The sequence below is a fragment of the Comamonas sp. 14P8.1.4 genome (assembly GCF_057799285.1).
Genome location: NZ_JBYOKN010000004.1, coordinates 19,770 through 36,026 on the forward strand (window position 1 = coordinate 19,770; position 16,257 = coordinate 36,026).

The 16,257-nt window shown below is 60.4% G+C and carries 13 protein-coding genes and 1 tRNA gene; 9 read left to right on the forward strand and 5 right to left on the reverse strand.

The annotated features are described in order from the left end of the window. Positions 1–63: 63 nt before the first annotated feature. Positions 64–1,302 (reverse strand): MFS transporter, encoded by a 1,239-nt coding sequence (locus AC27VO_RS09360; protein WP_488666450.1) that lies wholly within the window; start codon positions 1,300–1,302, stop codon positions 64–66. 433 nt (positions 1,303–1,735) lie between these two features. Here AC27VO_RS09360 and AC27VO_RS09365 point away from each other — a divergent pair, with 433 nt between their 5' ends. Further along, positions 1,736–2,074: an H-NS histone family protein gene (locus tag AC27VO_RS09365; RefSeq protein WP_488666451.1), complete on the forward strand. Its 339-nt coding sequence runs from the start codon at positions 1,736–1,738 to the stop codon at positions 2,072–2,074. 73 nt (positions 2,075–2,147) lie between these two features. On the opposite strand, the gene hemH is transcribed toward AC27VO_RS09365, so the two are convergent. Next, positions 2,148–3,206, reverse strand: a complete 1,059-nt coding sequence (gene hemH / locus AC27VO_RS09370; protein WP_488666452.1) for a ferrochelatase — start codon at positions 3,204–3,206, stop codon at positions 2,148–2,150. 81 nt (positions 3,207–3,287) lie between these two features. On the opposite strand from hemH, the gene AC27VO_RS09375 reads away from it, so the two are divergent. From AC27VO_RS09375 to AC27VO_RS09385, 3 genes are read left to right on the forward strand one after another with little or no spacing between them, the layout of a single operon-like run. Beyond that, positions 3,288–3,986 carry an HAD family hydrolase gene (locus AC27VO_RS09375; protein ID WP_488666453.1) on the forward strand — a complete coding sequence of 233 codons (699 nt, stop codon included), beginning with the start codon at positions 3,288–3,290 and terminating at the stop codon, positions 3,984–3,986. A gap of 37 nt (positions 3,987–4,023) precedes the next feature. Then, on the forward strand, positions 4,024–4,857 hold the full coding sequence (locus tag AC27VO_RS09380) for a DUF2189 domain-containing protein (protein WP_488666454.1): 834 nt from the start codon (positions 4,024–4,026) through the stop codon (positions 4,855–4,857). Positions 4,858–4,892: 35 nt separating this feature from the next. Then, positions 4,893–5,105 carry a DUF2788 domain-containing protein gene (locus tag AC27VO_RS09385; RefSeq protein ID WP_488666455.1) on the forward strand — a complete coding sequence of 71 codons (213 nt, stop codon included), beginning with the start codon at positions 4,893–4,895 and terminating at the stop codon, positions 5,103–5,105. Between the two features lie 162 nt (positions 5,106–5,267). Here AC27VO_RS09385 and hpnE read toward each other — a convergent pair whose 3' ends face one another. Then, positions 5,268–6,620, reverse strand: coding sequence for a hydroxysqualene dehydroxylase HpnE (hpnE, locus tag AC27VO_RS09390; RefSeq protein ID WP_488666456.1), 1,353 nt, complete (start codon positions 6,618–6,620; stop codon positions 5,268–5,270). A 5-nt stretch (positions 6,621–6,625) separates the two neighbouring features. Continuing rightward, the gene (gene hpnD / locus AC27VO_RS09395) at positions 6,626–7,465 is read right to left on the reverse strand and encodes a presqualene diphosphate synthase HpnD (protein ID WP_488666614.1); all 840 of its coding nucleotides are present in this window, start codon (positions 7,463–7,465) and stop codon (positions 6,626–6,628) included. 194 nt (positions 7,466–7,659) lie between these two features. Here hpnD and AC27VO_RS09400 point away from each other — a divergent pair, with 194 nt between their 5' ends. Beyond that, entirely contained in the window at positions 7,660–9,258 is a 1,599-nt protein-coding gene (locus AC27VO_RS09400) for a methyl-accepting chemotaxis protein (protein ID WP_488666457.1), read from the forward strand. 114 nt (positions 9,259–9,372) lie between these two features. Here the strand turns inward: AC27VO_RS09400 and hpnC are convergent, their stop codons facing one another. Then, on the reverse strand, positions 9,373–10,248 hold the full coding sequence (hpnC, locus tag AC27VO_RS09405) for a squalene synthase HpnC (protein ID WP_488666458.1): 876 nt from the start codon (positions 10,246–10,248) through the stop codon (positions 9,373–9,375). Between the two features lie 137 nt (positions 10,249–10,385). On the opposite strand from hpnC, the gene AC27VO_RS09410 reads away from it, so the two are divergent. The 4 genes from AC27VO_RS09410 (at position 10,386) to tig (ending at position 16,194) form a co-directional block, all read left to right on the forward strand. After that, entirely contained in the window at positions 10,386–11,426 is a 1,041-nt protein-coding gene (locus AC27VO_RS09410) for an efflux RND transporter periplasmic adaptor subunit (protein WP_488666459.1), read from the forward strand. 14 nt (positions 11,427–11,440) lie between these two features. Further along, on the forward strand, positions 11,441–14,617 hold the full coding sequence (locus AC27VO_RS09415; RefSeq protein WP_488666460.1) for an efflux RND transporter permease subunit: 3,177 nt from the start codon (positions 11,441–11,443) through the stop codon (positions 14,615–14,617). A gap of 93 nt (positions 14,618–14,710) precedes the next feature. Next, positions 14,711–14,797: transfer RNA gene (locus AC27VO_RS09420), tRNA-Leu, on the forward strand. Between the two features lie 86 nt (positions 14,798–14,883). Beyond that, positions 14,884–16,194, forward strand: a complete 1,311-nt coding sequence (tig, locus tag AC27VO_RS09425) for a trigger factor (RefSeq protein WP_488666461.1) — start codon at positions 14,884–14,886, stop codon at positions 16,192–16,194. Positions 16,195–16,257 lie beyond the last annotated feature (63 nt).

Genomic DNA, 16,257 nt, shown 5'->3' on the forward strand with positions numbered 1-16,257 from the left:
CAGTGGCCGCGCACTATGCAAAAAGGCGCCCGAAGGCGCCTTGGCAGCGGGGGAGAGCGGGGTTTAGTCCAGCGCTTTGCCCTTGAGTTCGGGGATCAGCCAGGCCGTGGCAATCATGTCGATGACATAGATGGCCGCCAGCAGCGCAATCGCCATCTGGAAGCCGTAGCCCATGGCCACAGCAGCGACCACCACGGGGCCAAAACCGCCCACGCCGCGGCCGATATTGAACAGCACGTTTTGCGCCGTGGCCCGGGCTTCGGTGGGGTAGGCTTCGCTCATCACCGCACCGTAGCCGCCCATCATGCCGTTGACGAACATGCCCAGCACCGCACCGGCCCAGAGCATGGCGGCAGGGTCAGACAGTTGCGAGTACACCAAGATGGAGATCACCGCGCCCAGCTGGAACAGCAGGAAGCTGGGCTTGCGGCCGATGCGGTCAGCCAGCTGACCAAAGATCCAGATGCCGGCCATCATGCCGACGATGGTGACGGCGGTCCACATCGAAGACTTGGTTAGACTGAAGCCCAGTTGCTTGGACAAGAAGCTGGGCATCCAGATCATGATGCCGTAGTAGCCGAAGTTCTGTACCGAGGTCAGCACGATCACGCCCAGGCTGACTTTGGTGGTGGCCTTGTCTTTGACCAGCAGCTTGAACGCTTCAAAACGCGCGCCTTGCTGCGCCTTGGGTTTGCGCACGAACACTTCGGGTTCGTGGATCTGGTGGCGAATGACCCAGGCAATGACCGCAGGGATCACGCCCACCAGGAACATGCCGCGCCAGCCGATGATGGGCAGCAGCAGCGGTGTCAGCAGAGCAGCCGCCAGCACACCCACTTGCCAGCCCAGCGCCACGTATGACGATACGCGCGCACGGTGGCGTGCAGGCCAGGCTTCGGCCGCCAAGGCCATGCCGATGCCAAACTCGCCGCCCAGACCAATGCCAGCAATGGTGCGGTAGACCAGCAAGTCCCAGTACCCGGTCGCAAAAGCGCACAGGCCGGTGAAGATGGCGAACAGCAAGATGGTCCAGGTTAGCACACGGATGCGGCCGTAGCGGTCAGACAGCGCACCGAACACAATGCCGCCGAACACGGCGCCAATCAGGGTCCAGGTCACCAGCGAACCGGCTTGGCCGGGCGTGAGATTCAGGTCGGCCGAGATGGCGCTGAGCATGAAGCCCAGAATCAGCAGGTCAAAGCCATCCATGGCATAGCCGACGGCGGAGCCTGTCAAGGCTTTCCAGCTGTAGCTGTTGACGGTGGCAGGCTGGCCAGCGGGCGAAGAGGGGGAAGTGTTCATGGCTGTTGTAGTCTTGTTGTCAATGCAGCACCGAGAGGCGCTCACAAAAAGCAAACACCCCAAGGTGCAAAGACCTCGGGGCCAAGAATTCAGCCGAGTGATGGAGCCCGCATCGTGAATACCGGGCATGCCAAAGACCTGCAAGAAACGCAGGCCGTAGGTTCGGAGCGTGATTCTAGGGAGCACTGCGCCCTGCGTGCAGGGGGCCGTGCCAACATCCATGCGCCACGGCGGTCTATGTGCCGCGCTGCAGCACAGTGCCGGGCTTCATGCGATTCGCGTGCGCGAGGTGTGCAAGCACCCCAGAGGCCTGAGCGATTGGTGCGAGCGGGCTGCAAAGTGGGCCAAGCTCACGCACAATGCATGGCATGAGAAGACTCTGTGGTTCACGCGGTGCGTGAGCCACTTTTTTGTGAATTTTGTGAAGTTTGGCATGTCCGATTACCAAGAACTTTTGGCTCGCAAGCGTGAGCTGGATAAAACCATTGCGCAAATGCGCCGCACGGAAAGTGATGCAGCCCTCAAGACCATTCATGAGCTGATTGCCACGTTTGGTTTTACGGCGCAGCAGGTGTTCCCTTTCCAACCCAGCACCAAGAAAAAAGTGCAGGCCAAGTATTACGACCCGGAAAGCGGTCAGTCGTGGACAGGCCGTGGCAAGGCCCCCAAGTGGTTGGAAGGCAAGGATCGTTCGGCCTATGAAATTCCTGCGCCGCGCGCAGCGGTGGCCAGCCAGCCCTTGTACAGCAACAACCCTTTTCCCATCCAGTAAGTGGTTGGCTTGGGCTTGACCGCGCACTGAGTCAGAGCACGCCCCGTGCGCAGGGGCGGTGCTCTGCACCTGATTAAACCTTGGTGGCTGCGGGCTGGGTGGGCCAGCCTTGCATGTGTTGCTGGGCAATGTCACGCAGCGCGGTGATCCAGGTGTTGTGATCGTTCAGGCAGGCAATGAAGCGGTAGTCCTTGCCGCCGGCATGCACAAAGGCTTCGCGGGCTTCCTGGTTGATTTCTTCCAGCGTCTCAATGCAGTCGCTGGTAAAGCCGGGGCACATGATGTCCACGCTCTCCAGGCCCTGGCGGGCCATGGCGACCAAGGTGGGTTCGGTATAAGGCTCCAGCCATTTGGCCTTGCCAAAACGCGACTGAAAGGTGAGCACGTACTGCGCATCGGTCAAGCCCAGGCGCTGGGCCAGCAGGCGGCCAGTGGCCAGGCATTCATCACGGTAGGGGTCGCCCAGCTGGTAGGTGCGCTCAGGCACGCCGTGAAAGCTCAGAAACAGTTTTTGCGCACGGCCATTTTCCCGCCAGTGCTTTTCCACGGTTTGCGCCAGCGCTTCGATGTAGCCCGGGTGGTCGTGGTAGCGCTGCACAAAGCGCAGCTCCGGGATGTGGCGCTGGGTTTTGGCCCAGTCATACACGGCGTCGCACACGCTGGCGGTGGTGGTGCCGGAGTACTGGGGGTACAGCGGCACGATCAGGATGCGTGTGGCGCCCTGCGCCTTCAGCGCATCCAGCTGCGTGGCAATGGAGGGGTTGCCGTAGCGCATGGCGTAGCTCACCAGCACATTGGCGCCGGCCTCACCCAGCCAGCCGCGTAGCAGCGTTGCTTGGCGTTCGGTGAAATACAGCAAGGGCGAGCCGGTGGCGCCGCCTTCGTTCCAGACGGTGGCGTATTTGGCCGCCGATGCTTTGGGGCGGGTGCGCAAGATGATGCCGTGCAAAATCGGCCACCACGCGAGCTTGGGGATCTCCACCACGCGGTCATCGGCCAGAAACTGGGCCAGATAACGGCGCACGGCGGATGGGGTGGCTTCATCGGGCGTACCAAGGTTGCACAGCAAAACGCCTGTGCGCTCGGGTTGTTCGGCGGGAAGCTGGGGTTCAGGGGCAAAGCGAGACAGCATGGCTGCCATTGTGACAAAAGCTGACCCATCTCCGGCGGCTTTGGCTGGCGCCCCTGATGGACTCCAGTATTCTTGCGCCCCATGCTTGACCCAACTCAAATTCGTGCCATCACCCTGGATCTAGACGATACGCTGTGGCCGATCTGGCCCACGATTCACCGTGCAGAAGCTGTGCTTTTGCTCTGGTTAAAAGAGCATGCTGCGAAGACGGCACAACTGTTTTCATCGCCTGAGGCTTTGCGAGCCATTCGCGTGCAGGTGGAGCAGGAACGCCCCGATCTGCGCCATGACTTGAGTGGCTTGCGCCGCGCATCGATTGCCAAGGCCCTGCGCCAGGCGGGCGATGATGAGCATTTGGCTATCCCCGCATTTGAAATATTTTTTGCCGAACGCCAGCGCGTGCAGCTGTATGACGATGCGCTGCAGGCGCTCGCGTTTTTGTCCCAGCGCTGGCCCGTGGTGGCGGTGACCAATGGCAATGCCGATGTGCACCGTGCCGGGGTGGGGCAGTATTTTCAAGACAGTTTCAATGTGGGGCGCACCGGCTTTGCCAAGCCGGATGCGCGCATCTTCCATTGCGCCGCGCAGGCCCTGGAGCTGCCGCTGTCGGCCATCTTGCATGTAGGAGACGATGCCAAACTGGATGCCGTGGCTGCACGGGATGCGGGTATGCACGCTGTCTGGCTCAACCGCAGCGGCTTAGATTGGCCAGTAGAAGATCAGCACCCACCCACCACGGTGGCCAGCTTGTCGGCGCTGTGTGACTTGCTGGCTGCCTGAGTGAACGCCCCCTGCAGATGGGGGAAGGAGCCCGCGCATGCCACAGACTTTGTCGCGTTCATCCCGCATGGATTTGCCCGTGCCTTTGCGCATAGGCTGGATGCAGCCCCTGGCTTGGCTGGCCCTGGCCTGGAAAGACATCTGCCGCACGCCCTGGCTGAGTCTGGCGCACGGCCTGTGCTTGGCGGGGCTGGGCGCTGTGATTTTGCTGCTCGGGCACAATCGCTTTTGGCTGATGGCGGGTGCGCTCTCTGGCTTTTTGGTGATCGGGCCGGTGGTGGCCACCAGCTTGTACGCGATGAGCCGCGCGCTGGAGCGTGGTGAAGCGGTCAACCTGGGGCTGGTGCGGCGTACTTGGTCACATTGGCAGCAGGGCCACAGCAGGCTGGGCAACGATTACTGGTGTCTGGTGCAGTTTGGCTTGCTGCTGGCCATCTCGGCCACGGGCTGGGTGGTGATTTCTGCCTCGCTCATTACCTTGTTGTCGCCGGTGCGCATTGCTTCGCCGATGGACTTCATGTTGCACGTGGTGCTGGCGCCGGACAGCACGCTGTTTTATCTGTGGCTGGCGTTGGGCAGCTTTTTGGCGGCACCAATTTTTGCATCCAGTGTGGTTTCTATGCCTTTGTTGCTCGATCGCAAAGTCACATTGCCGCAAGCCGTGCTCACTAGCTGGCTGGTTATCTTGCAAAACCCCATCGCCATGGCGCTGTGGGCGGCGCTGATTGTGGTGTTTACTTTGTTGGGCTTAGCGTCGTTATTGCTGGGTCTGGTGTTTGTTTTGCCCATGCTGGGTCATGCCAGCTGGCATGCCTACCGTGATTTGGTGGATGCATCAGACTTTGCGCTGCGGGAGGCAGCGCCACAGTGATGGGACGCAGCGCGGTGTTTTCTAGGACGTGAGTCGTGATCTTTGGCTATACAGAAGAACAAATTTCGCATTTCTTTATGACGTACGGCATTGGGGCGTTCATCCTCTTCATGCTGTTCATCATTGGCCATCTGGCGTGGGAGTCCAAGGCGGGCAAGTTCGGCACTTTTGTGCTGTTTCTGGGGCTGGCCGTGGGCTTTACCGGGTTTATCGCCAAGGCCGTTCTGCAGTGGTATCTGGAGAAGTAAGCGCTTTAAAACCATAGCTGCCAGCGCATGTCTTTGAAGTGATTCAGGTGCTTTTTGCTCTGAAACGACCAGAAGAAAAGCGCTAGCAGCTCTGTTTTTTGCTTTTTTTATGGGTGCTGTCTGCATCCTGTCTTGCGATAGGCCGTGCGCCCCACGCTGGGGTTAGGTGTCTTGGTGGCTGCTGCACAGCGCAGCGCTGAGCGCTTGTGCCGTCTGGATGCCGCTGCGCACCGCGCCTTCCAACGTTGCGGGGTAGGGGCCATCGACATAGTCGCCGCAGGCCCACAAGCCCGGTGCAATCTGCGCGCCGGGGCGCTGCGCATCTGGGGTGCAGGCAAAGGTGGCGCGTTTGTCGACCACGGTTTGCAGCGCTTGCAGCTGCGGCAGCCCCAACTGCGCGCGTGCCTGCTGCAGCGCTTGCGCTTGCAGCGTGTCTTTGTCGCCTTCACAGGCGCTGATGACCAGGGCAATCAAACCTGCCGGCCCACCCAGCTGGGCCTTATCAAATGCAAATTGCGCTGGTGCACCGGCATGGCTGTGCAGGGCCACCATGGGGGCGGGCAGCACAGGGGCGTGCTGCGGCGGCCGTGCGGTATGGGCGTACACCGTGGCAATCGCAGTATGCGGCAGGCCCTGGGCCAGAGCCGCCCATTGCTGGGCAGCCGCTTGCGCGGGTGCTGGCAGGGTGGCGCTTTGCACTAGGCGTGCGGCTTCGGCGCAGGGGGTCGCCACCACCACGGCATCGAAGGCATGTTCGCCCATGCGCCACGTGGCTGTGGCGGTCTCCCACTGCAGCTGCGGCGCTCGCGTGCCCAGGTGCAGCTGCGCGCCCTTGGCTTGCAGCCACTGGGCGGCGGTGGCGGGGAACAGGGTGCTGAGGTCGGTGCGCGGAATCAGCAAGTTCGAGCCGCCACGGCCGCTGAACAAGCTGTCTTGCAGCACCCGCAAAAAGATGCGGCCACTGGCGTGCGCAGCGGACAGGTTGAGTGCCGAGATACATAGCGGATCGACGAAATCTGCCATCAAGCGCGCGGGTAAACCCTGGCAAATATCCGCGACAGTGGCGCTGGCGGAGCAGGCAAATTGCTGGCGCTGCCAGCGGCTGGCGGTGCGCAGCAAGGCCAGCTTTTCACGCCAGCTCCAGCCTTGGGTGCGGGCAATACCCAGCGCCGCATCCCAGGGCGGGGGCAGATCGGGCAGGTGCAGCCCCTTGCCATTGGCATAGCGCAAGTCCAGCGGCAGACGCAGCAGGACGCGCTGCGTATCGACCCCGACGGTGTGCATCATGCCCAGACACCCCTGGTAGGCACCAATCAGGATGTGCTGGCCGTTGTCGACCGTCCAGTTTTGGCCCTGCGGGCCTGGCAGGTGCAACGCGCGTGCGCGGCCGCCCCAGGTGCGGCTGGCCTCCCAGATGTGCAGGTGGTGGCCTTGTGCCTGCAGTTGTACGGCAGCGGCCATGCCGGCCCAGCCGCCACCCAGGATGGCAATGCGTTGCGGTGCGTGGGCGGCCACGGCGCTTACATGCGGCCCAGGGCCTGCATCTTCCAGGCCAGCCACAGCTTGCGCAGCGGCGTCAGGCCAATGCGCTGGTGCAGAACCTGGAAGTTTTCGGCCTCAATCTCGCGCAGCAAGGTGCGGTAGATGCTGGCCATCATCAAGCCGGGCTTTTGGGCGCGGCGGTCTGCGTCGGGCAGCAAGGCAAACGCTTCTTCGTAGAGCTGGTGGGCGCGCTGGGTCTGAAAACGCATGAGCGCGGTAAAGCGCTCCGAGTATTCGCGCTTGGTGATCTCGTGGGCCTTCACATCGAACTGTTGCAGATCACTGATGGGCAGGTAGATGCGCCCGCGCATGGCGTCCTCACCCACATCCCGAATGATGTTGGTCAGCTGAAACGCCTGGCCCAGCTTGTGGGCGTAGGCTGTGGTGGCCTCGTCGGTCTGGCCAAAGATGCGCGCAGCCACTTCACCCACCACGCCCGCTACCAAGTGGCAGTACCGCTGCAGCCCGGGGTAGTCCAGGTAGCGGGTCTGGTCCAGGTCCATCTGGCAGCCCTCAATGACGGCCTGCAGATGGCGCAGCTCGATTTGAAAAGCGGCCGTGTGCGGCATCAGCGCCTGCATGACCGGGTGGCTGGGCGTGCCCGCAAAGGCCTGGGCGACCTCTTGCTGCCACCAGGCCATTTTCTGGGCAGCGACACCGGGGTCTTCTACCTCATCGACGACGTCATCCACCTCCCGACAAAACGCGTAGAACGCCGTGATGGCGGCGCGGCGATGGGCGGGCAGGAACAGGAAGGCGTAATAAAAGCTGCTGCCTGAAGCGGCAGCTTTGTCTTGGACGTAGGTTTCCGGGGTCATATAGCGGGGCATTGTCCCATGCCTTGTGGGGTGTTCTGCCATTGCCGTGGATCCGTGTTGTGCTTGATGTGCATCAAGCGTAGAGCGTGTTGGCCGTGCTGATCGCGATGCGCCGACCTAAGATGGTTAAGTTGCAATTAGATACATGGTCAGAGATGCTCAGTTTCAACTCCTTGCGCTTAACGCAGCGCTACATGCTAGTTTTTGTTGGTTATTTTCTGTCGATGGCGGTGGTCATTGGCATGAGTTGGCATGGGTTGATGAGCGCACGCGACAGTCTGGGGGCTTTGCATGACCAGTCCTTGCAGCGCATCTTGCTTGCGGATTCGATCAACGAAAGTGTGTTGCAGGGGCGCATGCAAACGCTGCTGTCTTTTCAGCATGCGCCAGACAACGCCTTGGCGGCCCTGCACGATCATCCGGTGGATGAGCACCTGGGCTTGGTCACGCACAGCTTGCAGCAGGGCATGGCGTGGCAAAAAGAGCTCAATCAGATGATTGAAGCGGGGCCGGACAAGGACATGTTTGCCGAGGCCATTCGTGTGCAAGACGACTGGAATGCCAAGCTGGGTGAGTTGGTGCGCTTGATGAGTGGCGGTGACTTCAGCAACGAGCTGATGTCGCGCTTTCTGGCGCTGGCGAATCAGGAGGGTGACACGCTGGTGGCGCTGGTGGGGGCGTTCAAGGGCTTGCAGGTCACACAGGCCGATGAAGCTTATCAGGCGGCCGATACGCGCTATCAATTAAGTATCTGGGTGTTTGCGCTGTGCGTGCTGCTGGGGGGGCTGCCAGCCACGCTGCTGTCGGTGTCGCTGCTGCAGCGCATGATGGCGGGGTTCAAGCAGGCCCACCACGCTGCGCAAGCGATTGCGGCGGGTGATATTTCGCAACAGGTGACGGTGACGGGCAAGGATGAGATCGCTCAGCTGCTGGGGCAGATGGAAGACATGCGCTGCCATTTGCACGACATCATCTCCCAGGTGCGCAGCGGGGCGGAGGCCATTGCTGGTGCATCGACCCAGGTGGCGGCGGGCACGGGCGACCTGTCGATGCGCACGGAGCAGCAGGCGGCTTCGCTGGAGCAAACAGCGGCGGCGACCGAGGAGCTGTCGAGCACTGTGCAGCAAAACGCCGACAGCGCCATCCGCGCCAGTGATCTGGCACGCGGTGCAACCGAAGTGGCGGCCCGTGGTGGCGAGATGGTGTCGCAGGTGGTGTCCACCATGGAAGACATCAACACATCGGCCCAGAAGATCGAAGCCATCATCGGCGTGATTGATTCCATCGCCTTCCAGACCAACATCCTGGCGCTGAACGCCGCCGTAGAGGCGGCCCGTGCGGGTGAGCAAGGGCGCGGATTTGCGGTGGTGGCCAGTGAGGTGCGTTCGTTGGCAGGGCGTTCTGCCGAGGCCGCCAAAGAAATCAAGGTGCTGATCAACGACTCCGTCGACCGCGTGCGTACGGGCAGCGACCAGGTACATCGCACCGGCACCACAATGCAAGACATTGTGCAGAGCATTGCGCGTGTGTCGGACATCGTGGGTGAGATCGCCGAGGCCAGCCGTGAGCAATCGAAGGGTCTGGCGCAGATCAATGATGCGGTGGCCAATCTGGATGATGTGACGCAGCAGAACGCCGCCCTGGTGGAGGAGACATCGGCCGCGTCCACTTCGCTGCAGGAGCAGGCTAGCCAGATGGCGCAGATGTCGGCCAAGTTCATCCTCTCTGCAAGCGGCGGCGTTGACTACCGCGCTGTGGGCTCCTTGGACGTAGAGATGGCACATCCACGGTGAGTGCATCTCACCACTCGGCACTTTCACCGGCACAACCAGCGGCGGGATGTCGTGGCAAAGGCAAGATGCAAAAACCGGTCTGAGACCGGTTTTTTTTGAGGGTGTGTGGTGTGCTCACATCCACAAGGCGCGCCACAGCATGCGTGGCATGTCGGTCTTGTGCACGGTGCGCCGGGTGTGCAGGCTGTCACCGTTTTGCGCATCCACTTTGTCCAGAATGCATAAACCGCCTTGCACCACCAGGCGTAGCTCCCAGCCCACGCGCCCGGGAAGTTGGTGCACAAGTTGAGCACCTTTTTGCATGGAATCCCTTGCCCAGTCAGCGTTGGAAGCTATGAGATTTTTTATGCCGTCGGTCACTTTCTGTGCCTGAAGCTGCGCGCGTGTGACGCCAAACGCTGCGCAGTCTGCGTCGGTGAGGTAATGGCGGCTGCGAGGAATGTCTTCACTCAGGTCTTGCCAGAAATTGATGAGCTGCAAAGCCGTGCAGATGGCGTCGCTGCGGTGCAGTGCCTGTGTGTCATGGATGCCGTACAGATGCAACAACAGGCGGCCCACGGGGTTGGCAGAGCGGCGGCAGTAGTCCAGCAGCTCGGCGCGGTTGGCATAGGTGGTGCCATCCCGCGTTTTCTCGACGTCCTGGATGAATGCACTGAGCAAGTCATCGAGCAGCGGTACCGGAAGCTGGTGCAGTGCTATCTGGTGTTGCAGCGGCCCAAAGATGGTGGCCCACGGCGCTTGCGGTGCTGCGCCTTGGGCAATGGCATGCAATTGCTGGCGATAGCTGTGCAGCTGTTGCAAGCGCTCCTGCGCGCTGGCGGCGCCTTCGTCGGCGATATCGTCTGCAGCACGGGCGAACGCGTAGATGGCGGCAATCGGCTGGCGCAGATGGGCCGGGCACAGCCACGACGCAACGGGAAAGTTCTCGTAGTGGCTGACAGGCGCAGCTTCAAGCGCAAGCGGCGACGGTGTGGGATCTTGGGTATTCACCGTCGCATTGTCGCTTGACAGCGGGCAAGGCCTTCCCTAGATTGCTAACCAACCAGTCAGTAATGTCTTTCACCATGTTGCCCAACCTCGTTGTCCGGCCCTTTCAGGGCCTTTTTGCATATGTGCTCGCCGCGAGCATGTTGGTGGCTTGTTCGCGCCAGGCACCCGAAGCGGAGCCTGTTCGTGCCGTCAAGCTGTTGGAGGTGGGGGCGCATGCGCGCAACGTGGCCATGGAATACGCCGGTGAGGTGCGCGCGCAGACGGAGTCACGGCTGGGGTTTCAGGTGGCGGGCAAGGTGTTGCAGCGCCCCGTGAATTTGGGGGATGTGGTGCGCAAGGGGCAGTTGCTGGCCCAGCTGGATGGGCGGGACTATGCCTTGGCTGCGCAGGCAGCGCAGGCGCAAGTGGCTGCGGCGACGACCCAGCGGGATCTTGCCAAGGCCGACTGGGTGCGGTTTTCAGCATTGAAGGAGCAGGGCTTCATCAGCGGTGTGGAGTTGGACCGCCGTCGCGCCAATTTGCAATCTGCCCAGGCGCAGCTGGATCAGGCACAGGCCCAAGCGGCCGCGCAAAGCAATCAAAGTGCCTATACACACCTGACAGCCAGTGCAGATGGGGTGGTGACGGCGGTGCTTGCAGAGCCTGGTCAAGTGCTGGCAGCCGGGTCACCAGTGGTGCAGCTGGCCCACGATGGTGCCCGTGATGTGGTGATTGCTGTGCCTGAGGGCGCGCAGGTGCAGGTCGGACAAGTGGTGCAGGTGCGTATGTGGGTGCAAGAGCGTGCGCTGGAAGGCGCTGTGCGGGAAGTGGCGGCCAGCGCTGATCCTGCCACGCGCACCTACACCGTCAAAGTACGGGTTCAGGGGGCGCAGCCGCCGCTGGGCGCCACAGCCTACGTGCGCATGTTGCAAGCAGACAAGGCGGTTAGCGATGTGATCAAACTGCCTTCGACGGCGGTGTATGCGCAGGCCGGCGCGTCGATGGTCTGGGTGTTCGATCCGCACACTTCCACGGTGCATGCGCGCAAGGTGGAAGTGGCCGGGGTGGACGGTAACGATGTGGTCATTGCCGCAGGTGTGCAAGCCGGTCAGCAGTTGGTGGCTGCAGGCACGCATGTGCTGACGGAGGGGCAAAAGGTCAGTATTTACCAGCCCCGTTACCCGCAAGCAGCGCGTTGAGCAGGAAGGTCGATATGTCGAACCCAACGCCGGATAAGGCAGGCTTTAATCTTTCGCGCTGGGCGCTGCAGCATATTCCGCTGACGCGCTATTTGATGCTGGTGATCTTGCTACTGGGTGGGGTGGCCTACTTTCAGCTGGGGCAAGACGAGGATCCGCCGTTCACCTTTCGTGCCATGGTGGTGCGTACCTATTGGCCTGGAGCCTCTGCCCAGCAGGTGGCGGAGCAGGTCACCGACAAAATTGAGCGCACGCTGCAAGAGGTGGCATACGCAGACAAGATCAGCAGCTATTCCAAGCCGGGTGAGTCCCAGGTCATTTTTCAGCTGCGCGACAACTCCAAGCCGCAAGACGTGCCCAATCTTTGGTACACGGTGCGGAAAAAAATTGGTGATATGCGCTACACCCTGCCGCAAGGGGTGCAGGGGCCTTTCTTCAATGATGAGTTTGGTGATGTGTATGGCGTGATCTATGGCCTGTCGGGTGATGGTTACAGCTATGCGGAGCTGAAGACCTTTGCCGACGATGTGCGCCAGCAGCTGTTGCGCGTGAAAGATGTGGCCAAGGTGGAGCTGTTTGGCACCCAGAGTGAACGCATTTTTGTGGAGCTGTCGCAAAAACGGCTGGCGGCCATGGGGCTGGATGTCAATCAAGTGATTGGGCAGCTGAGTCAACAGAATGCGGTCGAGGGCTCAGGCGTCATTCAGACGCCGCAAGAGCAGGTGCAGGTGCGTATTGCCGGGCAGTTTGATGCGATCGAGCAGGTTCGCGCCATGCCGGTGCGGGTGGCTTCAGGCGTGCAGTTTCGCCTGGGGGATATTGCGCACGTCGAGCGTGGCTATGAAGACCCGCCCAGTGTGAAGGTGCGCCACAACGGCCGTGAGGTGATTGCGCTGGGAATCTCCATGAGCAAAGGCGGTGACATCGTGGGCTTGGGTAAGGCCTTGCATGCCGCGATGGCGAAGATTGCACCCACGCTGCCTGTGGGGGTCGAGCTGGTCAATATTCAGGACCAACCCAAGGCCGTGACGGATTCGGTCAATGAGTTCATCAAAGTGCTGGTGGAGGCTGTGGTGGTGGTGTTGGCTGTGAGCTTTGTCAGCCTGGGGTTGCATCGGCGTGAGGGCGCTGTGCAATGGTGGCGCCGCTGGTATATCGATCCCCGCCCGGGTTTGGTGGTGGGGGTGACGATTCCATTGGTGTTGGCGGCGACTTTCTTGACCATGTGGTACTGGGGCATCGGCTTGCACAAGGTGTCGCTGGGATCGCTGATCATTGCGCTGGGCTTGCTGGTGGACGACGCCATCATTGCGGTGGAGATGATGGTGCGCAAGCTGGAGGAGGGGTATGACAAATTGCGCTCTGCCACCTTCGCCTATGACATTACGGCCATGCCCATGCTGACGGGCACGCTGATTACAGCGGCTGGTTTTTTACCCATTGGGATGGCCCAGTCCATGACGGGCGAATACACCTTCGCCATTTTTGCGGTGACCGTGATTGCGTTGATCATCAGCTGGGTGGCCTCGGTGTACTTTGTCCCGTATTTGGGAAGTCTTTTCTTGAAAGAGCCCCAGCCGAAGGCTGCTGCCCAGGGCTTTGCACATGACCCGCATGAGGTGTTTGACAGTCCCTTCTATCAGCGCTTTCGTGCAGCGGTGCACTGGTGTGTGGCGCATCGCTGGCTCACGATTGGTGTGACTGCGGTGGTGTTTGCGGTCGGTCTGTTTGGCATGACGCGCGTGCAGCAGCAATTTTTTCCGGATTCCAATCGGCCAGAAATTTTGGTGGATGCGTGGTTTCCGGAAGGAACTTCATTTGCGGGCAATGAGCAGGCGGTCAAGCGCATGGAGTCGCACCTGAAAGCTTTGGCGGGAGTGGAGGCTGTGACCGTGTGGGTGGGCTCTGGGGTGCCACGTTTTTACTTGCCTTTGGATCAAGTCTTTCCGCAGAGCAATGTCTCGCAGTTCATTGTGATGGCGCAGGACCTGAAGGCGCGCGACCAGTTGATGAAGACCTTACCTACTGAGCTTGCGCAAAAAATCCCGGACGTGCGAGCACGCACCAAGCTGCTGCCCAGTGGGCCTCCTGTGCCTTATCCCGTGCAATTTCGCGTGATGGGTCCTGATGCCCAGCAATTGCGTGAGTCGGCAGATCAAGTCAAAACGCTGATGCGGCAACACGCGGACATGCGCGGCGTGAACGACAACTGGAATGAGTCCGTCAAGGTGATACGCTTGCAGATTGATCAGGAGAAAGCACGCGCATTGGGGGTGAGCAGCCAGTCGATTGCACAGGCGACGCAAACCCTGCTGACGGGCACCACCATTGGCCAGTTTCGGGAGGGGGACAAGCTGATCAATATGGTGTTGCGTCAGCCCGTGGATGAGCGCGATGCCATGAGTGATCTGGCGTCGACTTATCTGCCGACCACTTCAGGGAAATCGGTGCCTTTGGCGCAGATCGCCACCCCCGTACTGGGGTGGGAGCCTGGGGTGTTGTGGCGCTATGGGCGCACCTACGCCATTACGGTGCAAGGAGATGTGCGTGCGGGCTTGCAAGGCGCAACGCTGACGAAGGCACTCAAACCTGACATTGACAAATTGCAGGCGCAATGGCGGGCACAGGGGTTGACGGATTACAGCGTGGTGGCTGCCGGAGCGGTGGAGGAGAGTGCCAAGGGGGCGCTGTCGATTGCTGCAGGTGTCCCGGTTATGCTGTTTCTGGTGTTTACCTTGCTCATGGTGCAACTGCATAGTTTTAGCCGTGCGTTGCTGGTTTTTTTGACGGGACCACTGGGGATTGCCGGTGTGGCGGCCGCGTTGCTGTTGCTCAATCGACCGTTCGGTTTTGTGGCCTTGTTGGGTGTGATTGCGCTGATGGGAATGATTCAGCGCAACTCCGTGATCTTGATTGACCAAATCGAGACAGATCGTGCGCGGGGTGTTGCTGCCTGGGATGCCATCGTGGAGGCCGCTGTGCGGCGGTTGCGGCCTATTGTGCTGACGGCTGCGGCTGCGGTGCTGGCCATGATTCCCTTGTCGCGCAGTGTCTTTTGGGGGCCGATGGCGGTGGCCATCATGGGGGGCTTGATTGTCGCAACGGTGCTGACGTTGTTTGCCTTGCCGGCCATGTATGCCGCTTGTTTCCGAGTGAAACCGCCTAAACCCGAATACGTACAAGAAAAATGATGGGGAGGAAATGTGCGACGGCAGTTTTAGCGGTTAAAATTGTCGATTGACCTATGGCTCGGGCCGAGAATTTGGCTCTGAGTTATCAAGACCGCGCGGGTGGCGAAATTGGTAGACGCACCAGGTTTAGGTCCTGACGGTGGCAACACTGTGCGGGTTCGAGTCCCGCCCCGCGCACCACATTCCAGTGAGACTATGCGGAATACGGTGCAGGCTGTGAACTGCAGTCGGCACAGTCCACTACTTCCCCAGAATTAGGAATCACCATGGCCGTAACAGTTGAAACCCTTGAAAAGCTCGAGCGCAAAATCACGCTGAGCGTGCCTCTTGCTGCAATCCAGACCGAAGTTGAAACTCGTCTGAAGAAGGTTGCGCGCACTGTGAAGATGGACGGTTTCCGTCCCGGTAAGGTGCCCATGAACGTTGTTGCTCAGCGTTATGGCTACTCTGTGCAGTACGAAGTGCTGAATGACAAGGTGGGTGAAGAGTTCGCCAAGTCCGTGCAAGAAGCTGGTCTGCGTGTTGCTGGCCAGCCCCGCATTTCCGAAAAGGAAGGCGCTGCTGAAGGCAATGCCGAGTTCGAAGCCATCTTCGAAGTATTTCCCGAAGTGAAGATTGGTGATCTGACTGCTGCTGAAGTTGAAAAGCTGACGGCTGAAGTCGATGACTCCGCCATCGAAAAGACACTGGACATCCTGCGCAAGCAGCGTCGTACGTTTGCGCAACGCGCTGCCGCTGAAGCAGCGGTGGACGGTGATCGCGTGACCGTTGATTTTGAAGGCAAGATCGACGGCGAAACCTTTGCTGGCGGCAAGGCCGAAGGCTTCCAATTCCTGGTGGGCGAAGGTCAGATGCTCAAGGAATTCGAAGATGCAGTGCGCGGCATGAAGGCTGGCGAATCCAAGACTTTCCCCTTGGCATTCCCTGAGGACTACCACGGCAAAGACGTGGCTGGCAAGACAGCAGACTTCTTGGTGACCTTGAACAAGGTGGAAGCCGCCAATCTGCCTGAAGTGAATGAAGCCCTGGTGAAGTCGCTGGGTATTGCTGATGGCTCCGTAGAAGCTCTGCGTGCAGATATCAAGAAGAATCTGGAGCGCGAAGTGAAGTTCCGTCTGCAGGCGCGCAACAAGCAAGCCGTGATGGATGCACTGGTTTCCGTGGCCGAGCTGGATCTGCCCAAGGCTTCCGTGCAAGCGGAAGTGGCACGTTTGATGGAAAGCGCCCGCGCTGACCTGAAGCAACGTGGCATCAAGGATGCTGACAAGGCTGAAATCCCTGAAGATATTTTCCTGCCTCAAGCAGAGCGCCGTGTGCGTCTGGGCTTGGTGGTGGCTGAGTTGGTTAAGGCCAACAAGCTGGAAGCAACCCCTGAGCAACTGAAGGCTCACGTGGATGAGCTGGCTGCCTCGTACGAGAAGCCTGAAGACGTGGTGCGTTGGTACTTCGGCGATCGCCAGCGTTTGGCTGAAGTAGAGGCCGTGGTGATTGAGAACAATGTGACCGAGTTTGTTTTGGCAAAAGCCAAGGTAAGCGACAAGGCTGTATCGTTCGATGAGCTGATGGGTCAAGCCTAATATCAGGTCACCTTGAACAAGGCGCGCCGCATATCTAGTATTCTGATCTTGCGGTTGCGCTAA

Bases quoted from the DNA above. Each gene is read 5' to 3' on its own strand.
- AC27VO_RS09400 (WP_488666457.1), top strand. From the start codon at position 7,660: ATGCTAGTTTTTGTTGGTTATTTTCTGTCGATGGCGGTGGTCATTGGC.
- AC27VO_RS09415 (WP_488666460.1), top strand. From the start codon at position 11,441: ATGTCGAACCCAACGCCGGATAAGGCAGGCTTTAATCTTTCGCGCTGG.
- AC27VO_RS09365 (WP_488666451.1), top strand. From the start codon at position 1,736: ATGTCCGATTACCAAGAACTTTTGGCTCGCAAGCGTGAGCTGGATAAA.
- AC27VO_RS09375 (WP_488666453.1), top strand. From the start codon at position 3,288: ATGCTTGACCCAACTCAAATTCGTGCCATCACCCTGGATCTAGACGAT.
- AC27VO_RS09360 (WP_488666450.1), bottom strand. From the start codon at position 1,302: ATGAACACTTCCCCCTCTTCGCCCGCTGGCCAGCCTGCCACCGTCAAC.
- hpnD (WP_488666614.1), bottom strand. From the start codon at position 7,465: ATGACCCCGGAAACCTACGTCCAAGACAAAGCTGCCGCTTCAGGCAGC.
- hemH (WP_488666452.1), bottom strand. From the start codon at position 3,206: ATGCTGTCTCGCTTTGCCCCTGAACCCCAGCTTCCCGCCGAACAACCC.
- AC27VO_RS09410 (WP_488666459.1), top strand. From the start codon at position 10,386: ATGTTGGTGGCTTGTTCGCGCCAGGCACCCGAAGCGGAGCCTGTTCGT.
- tig (WP_488666461.1), top strand. From the start codon at position 14,884: ATGGCCGTAACAGTTGAAACCCTTGAAAAGCTCGAGCGCAAAATCACG.
- AC27VO_RS09380 (WP_488666454.1), top strand. From the start codon at position 4,024: ATGCCACAGACTTTGTCGCGTTCATCCCGCATGGATTTGCCCGTGCCT.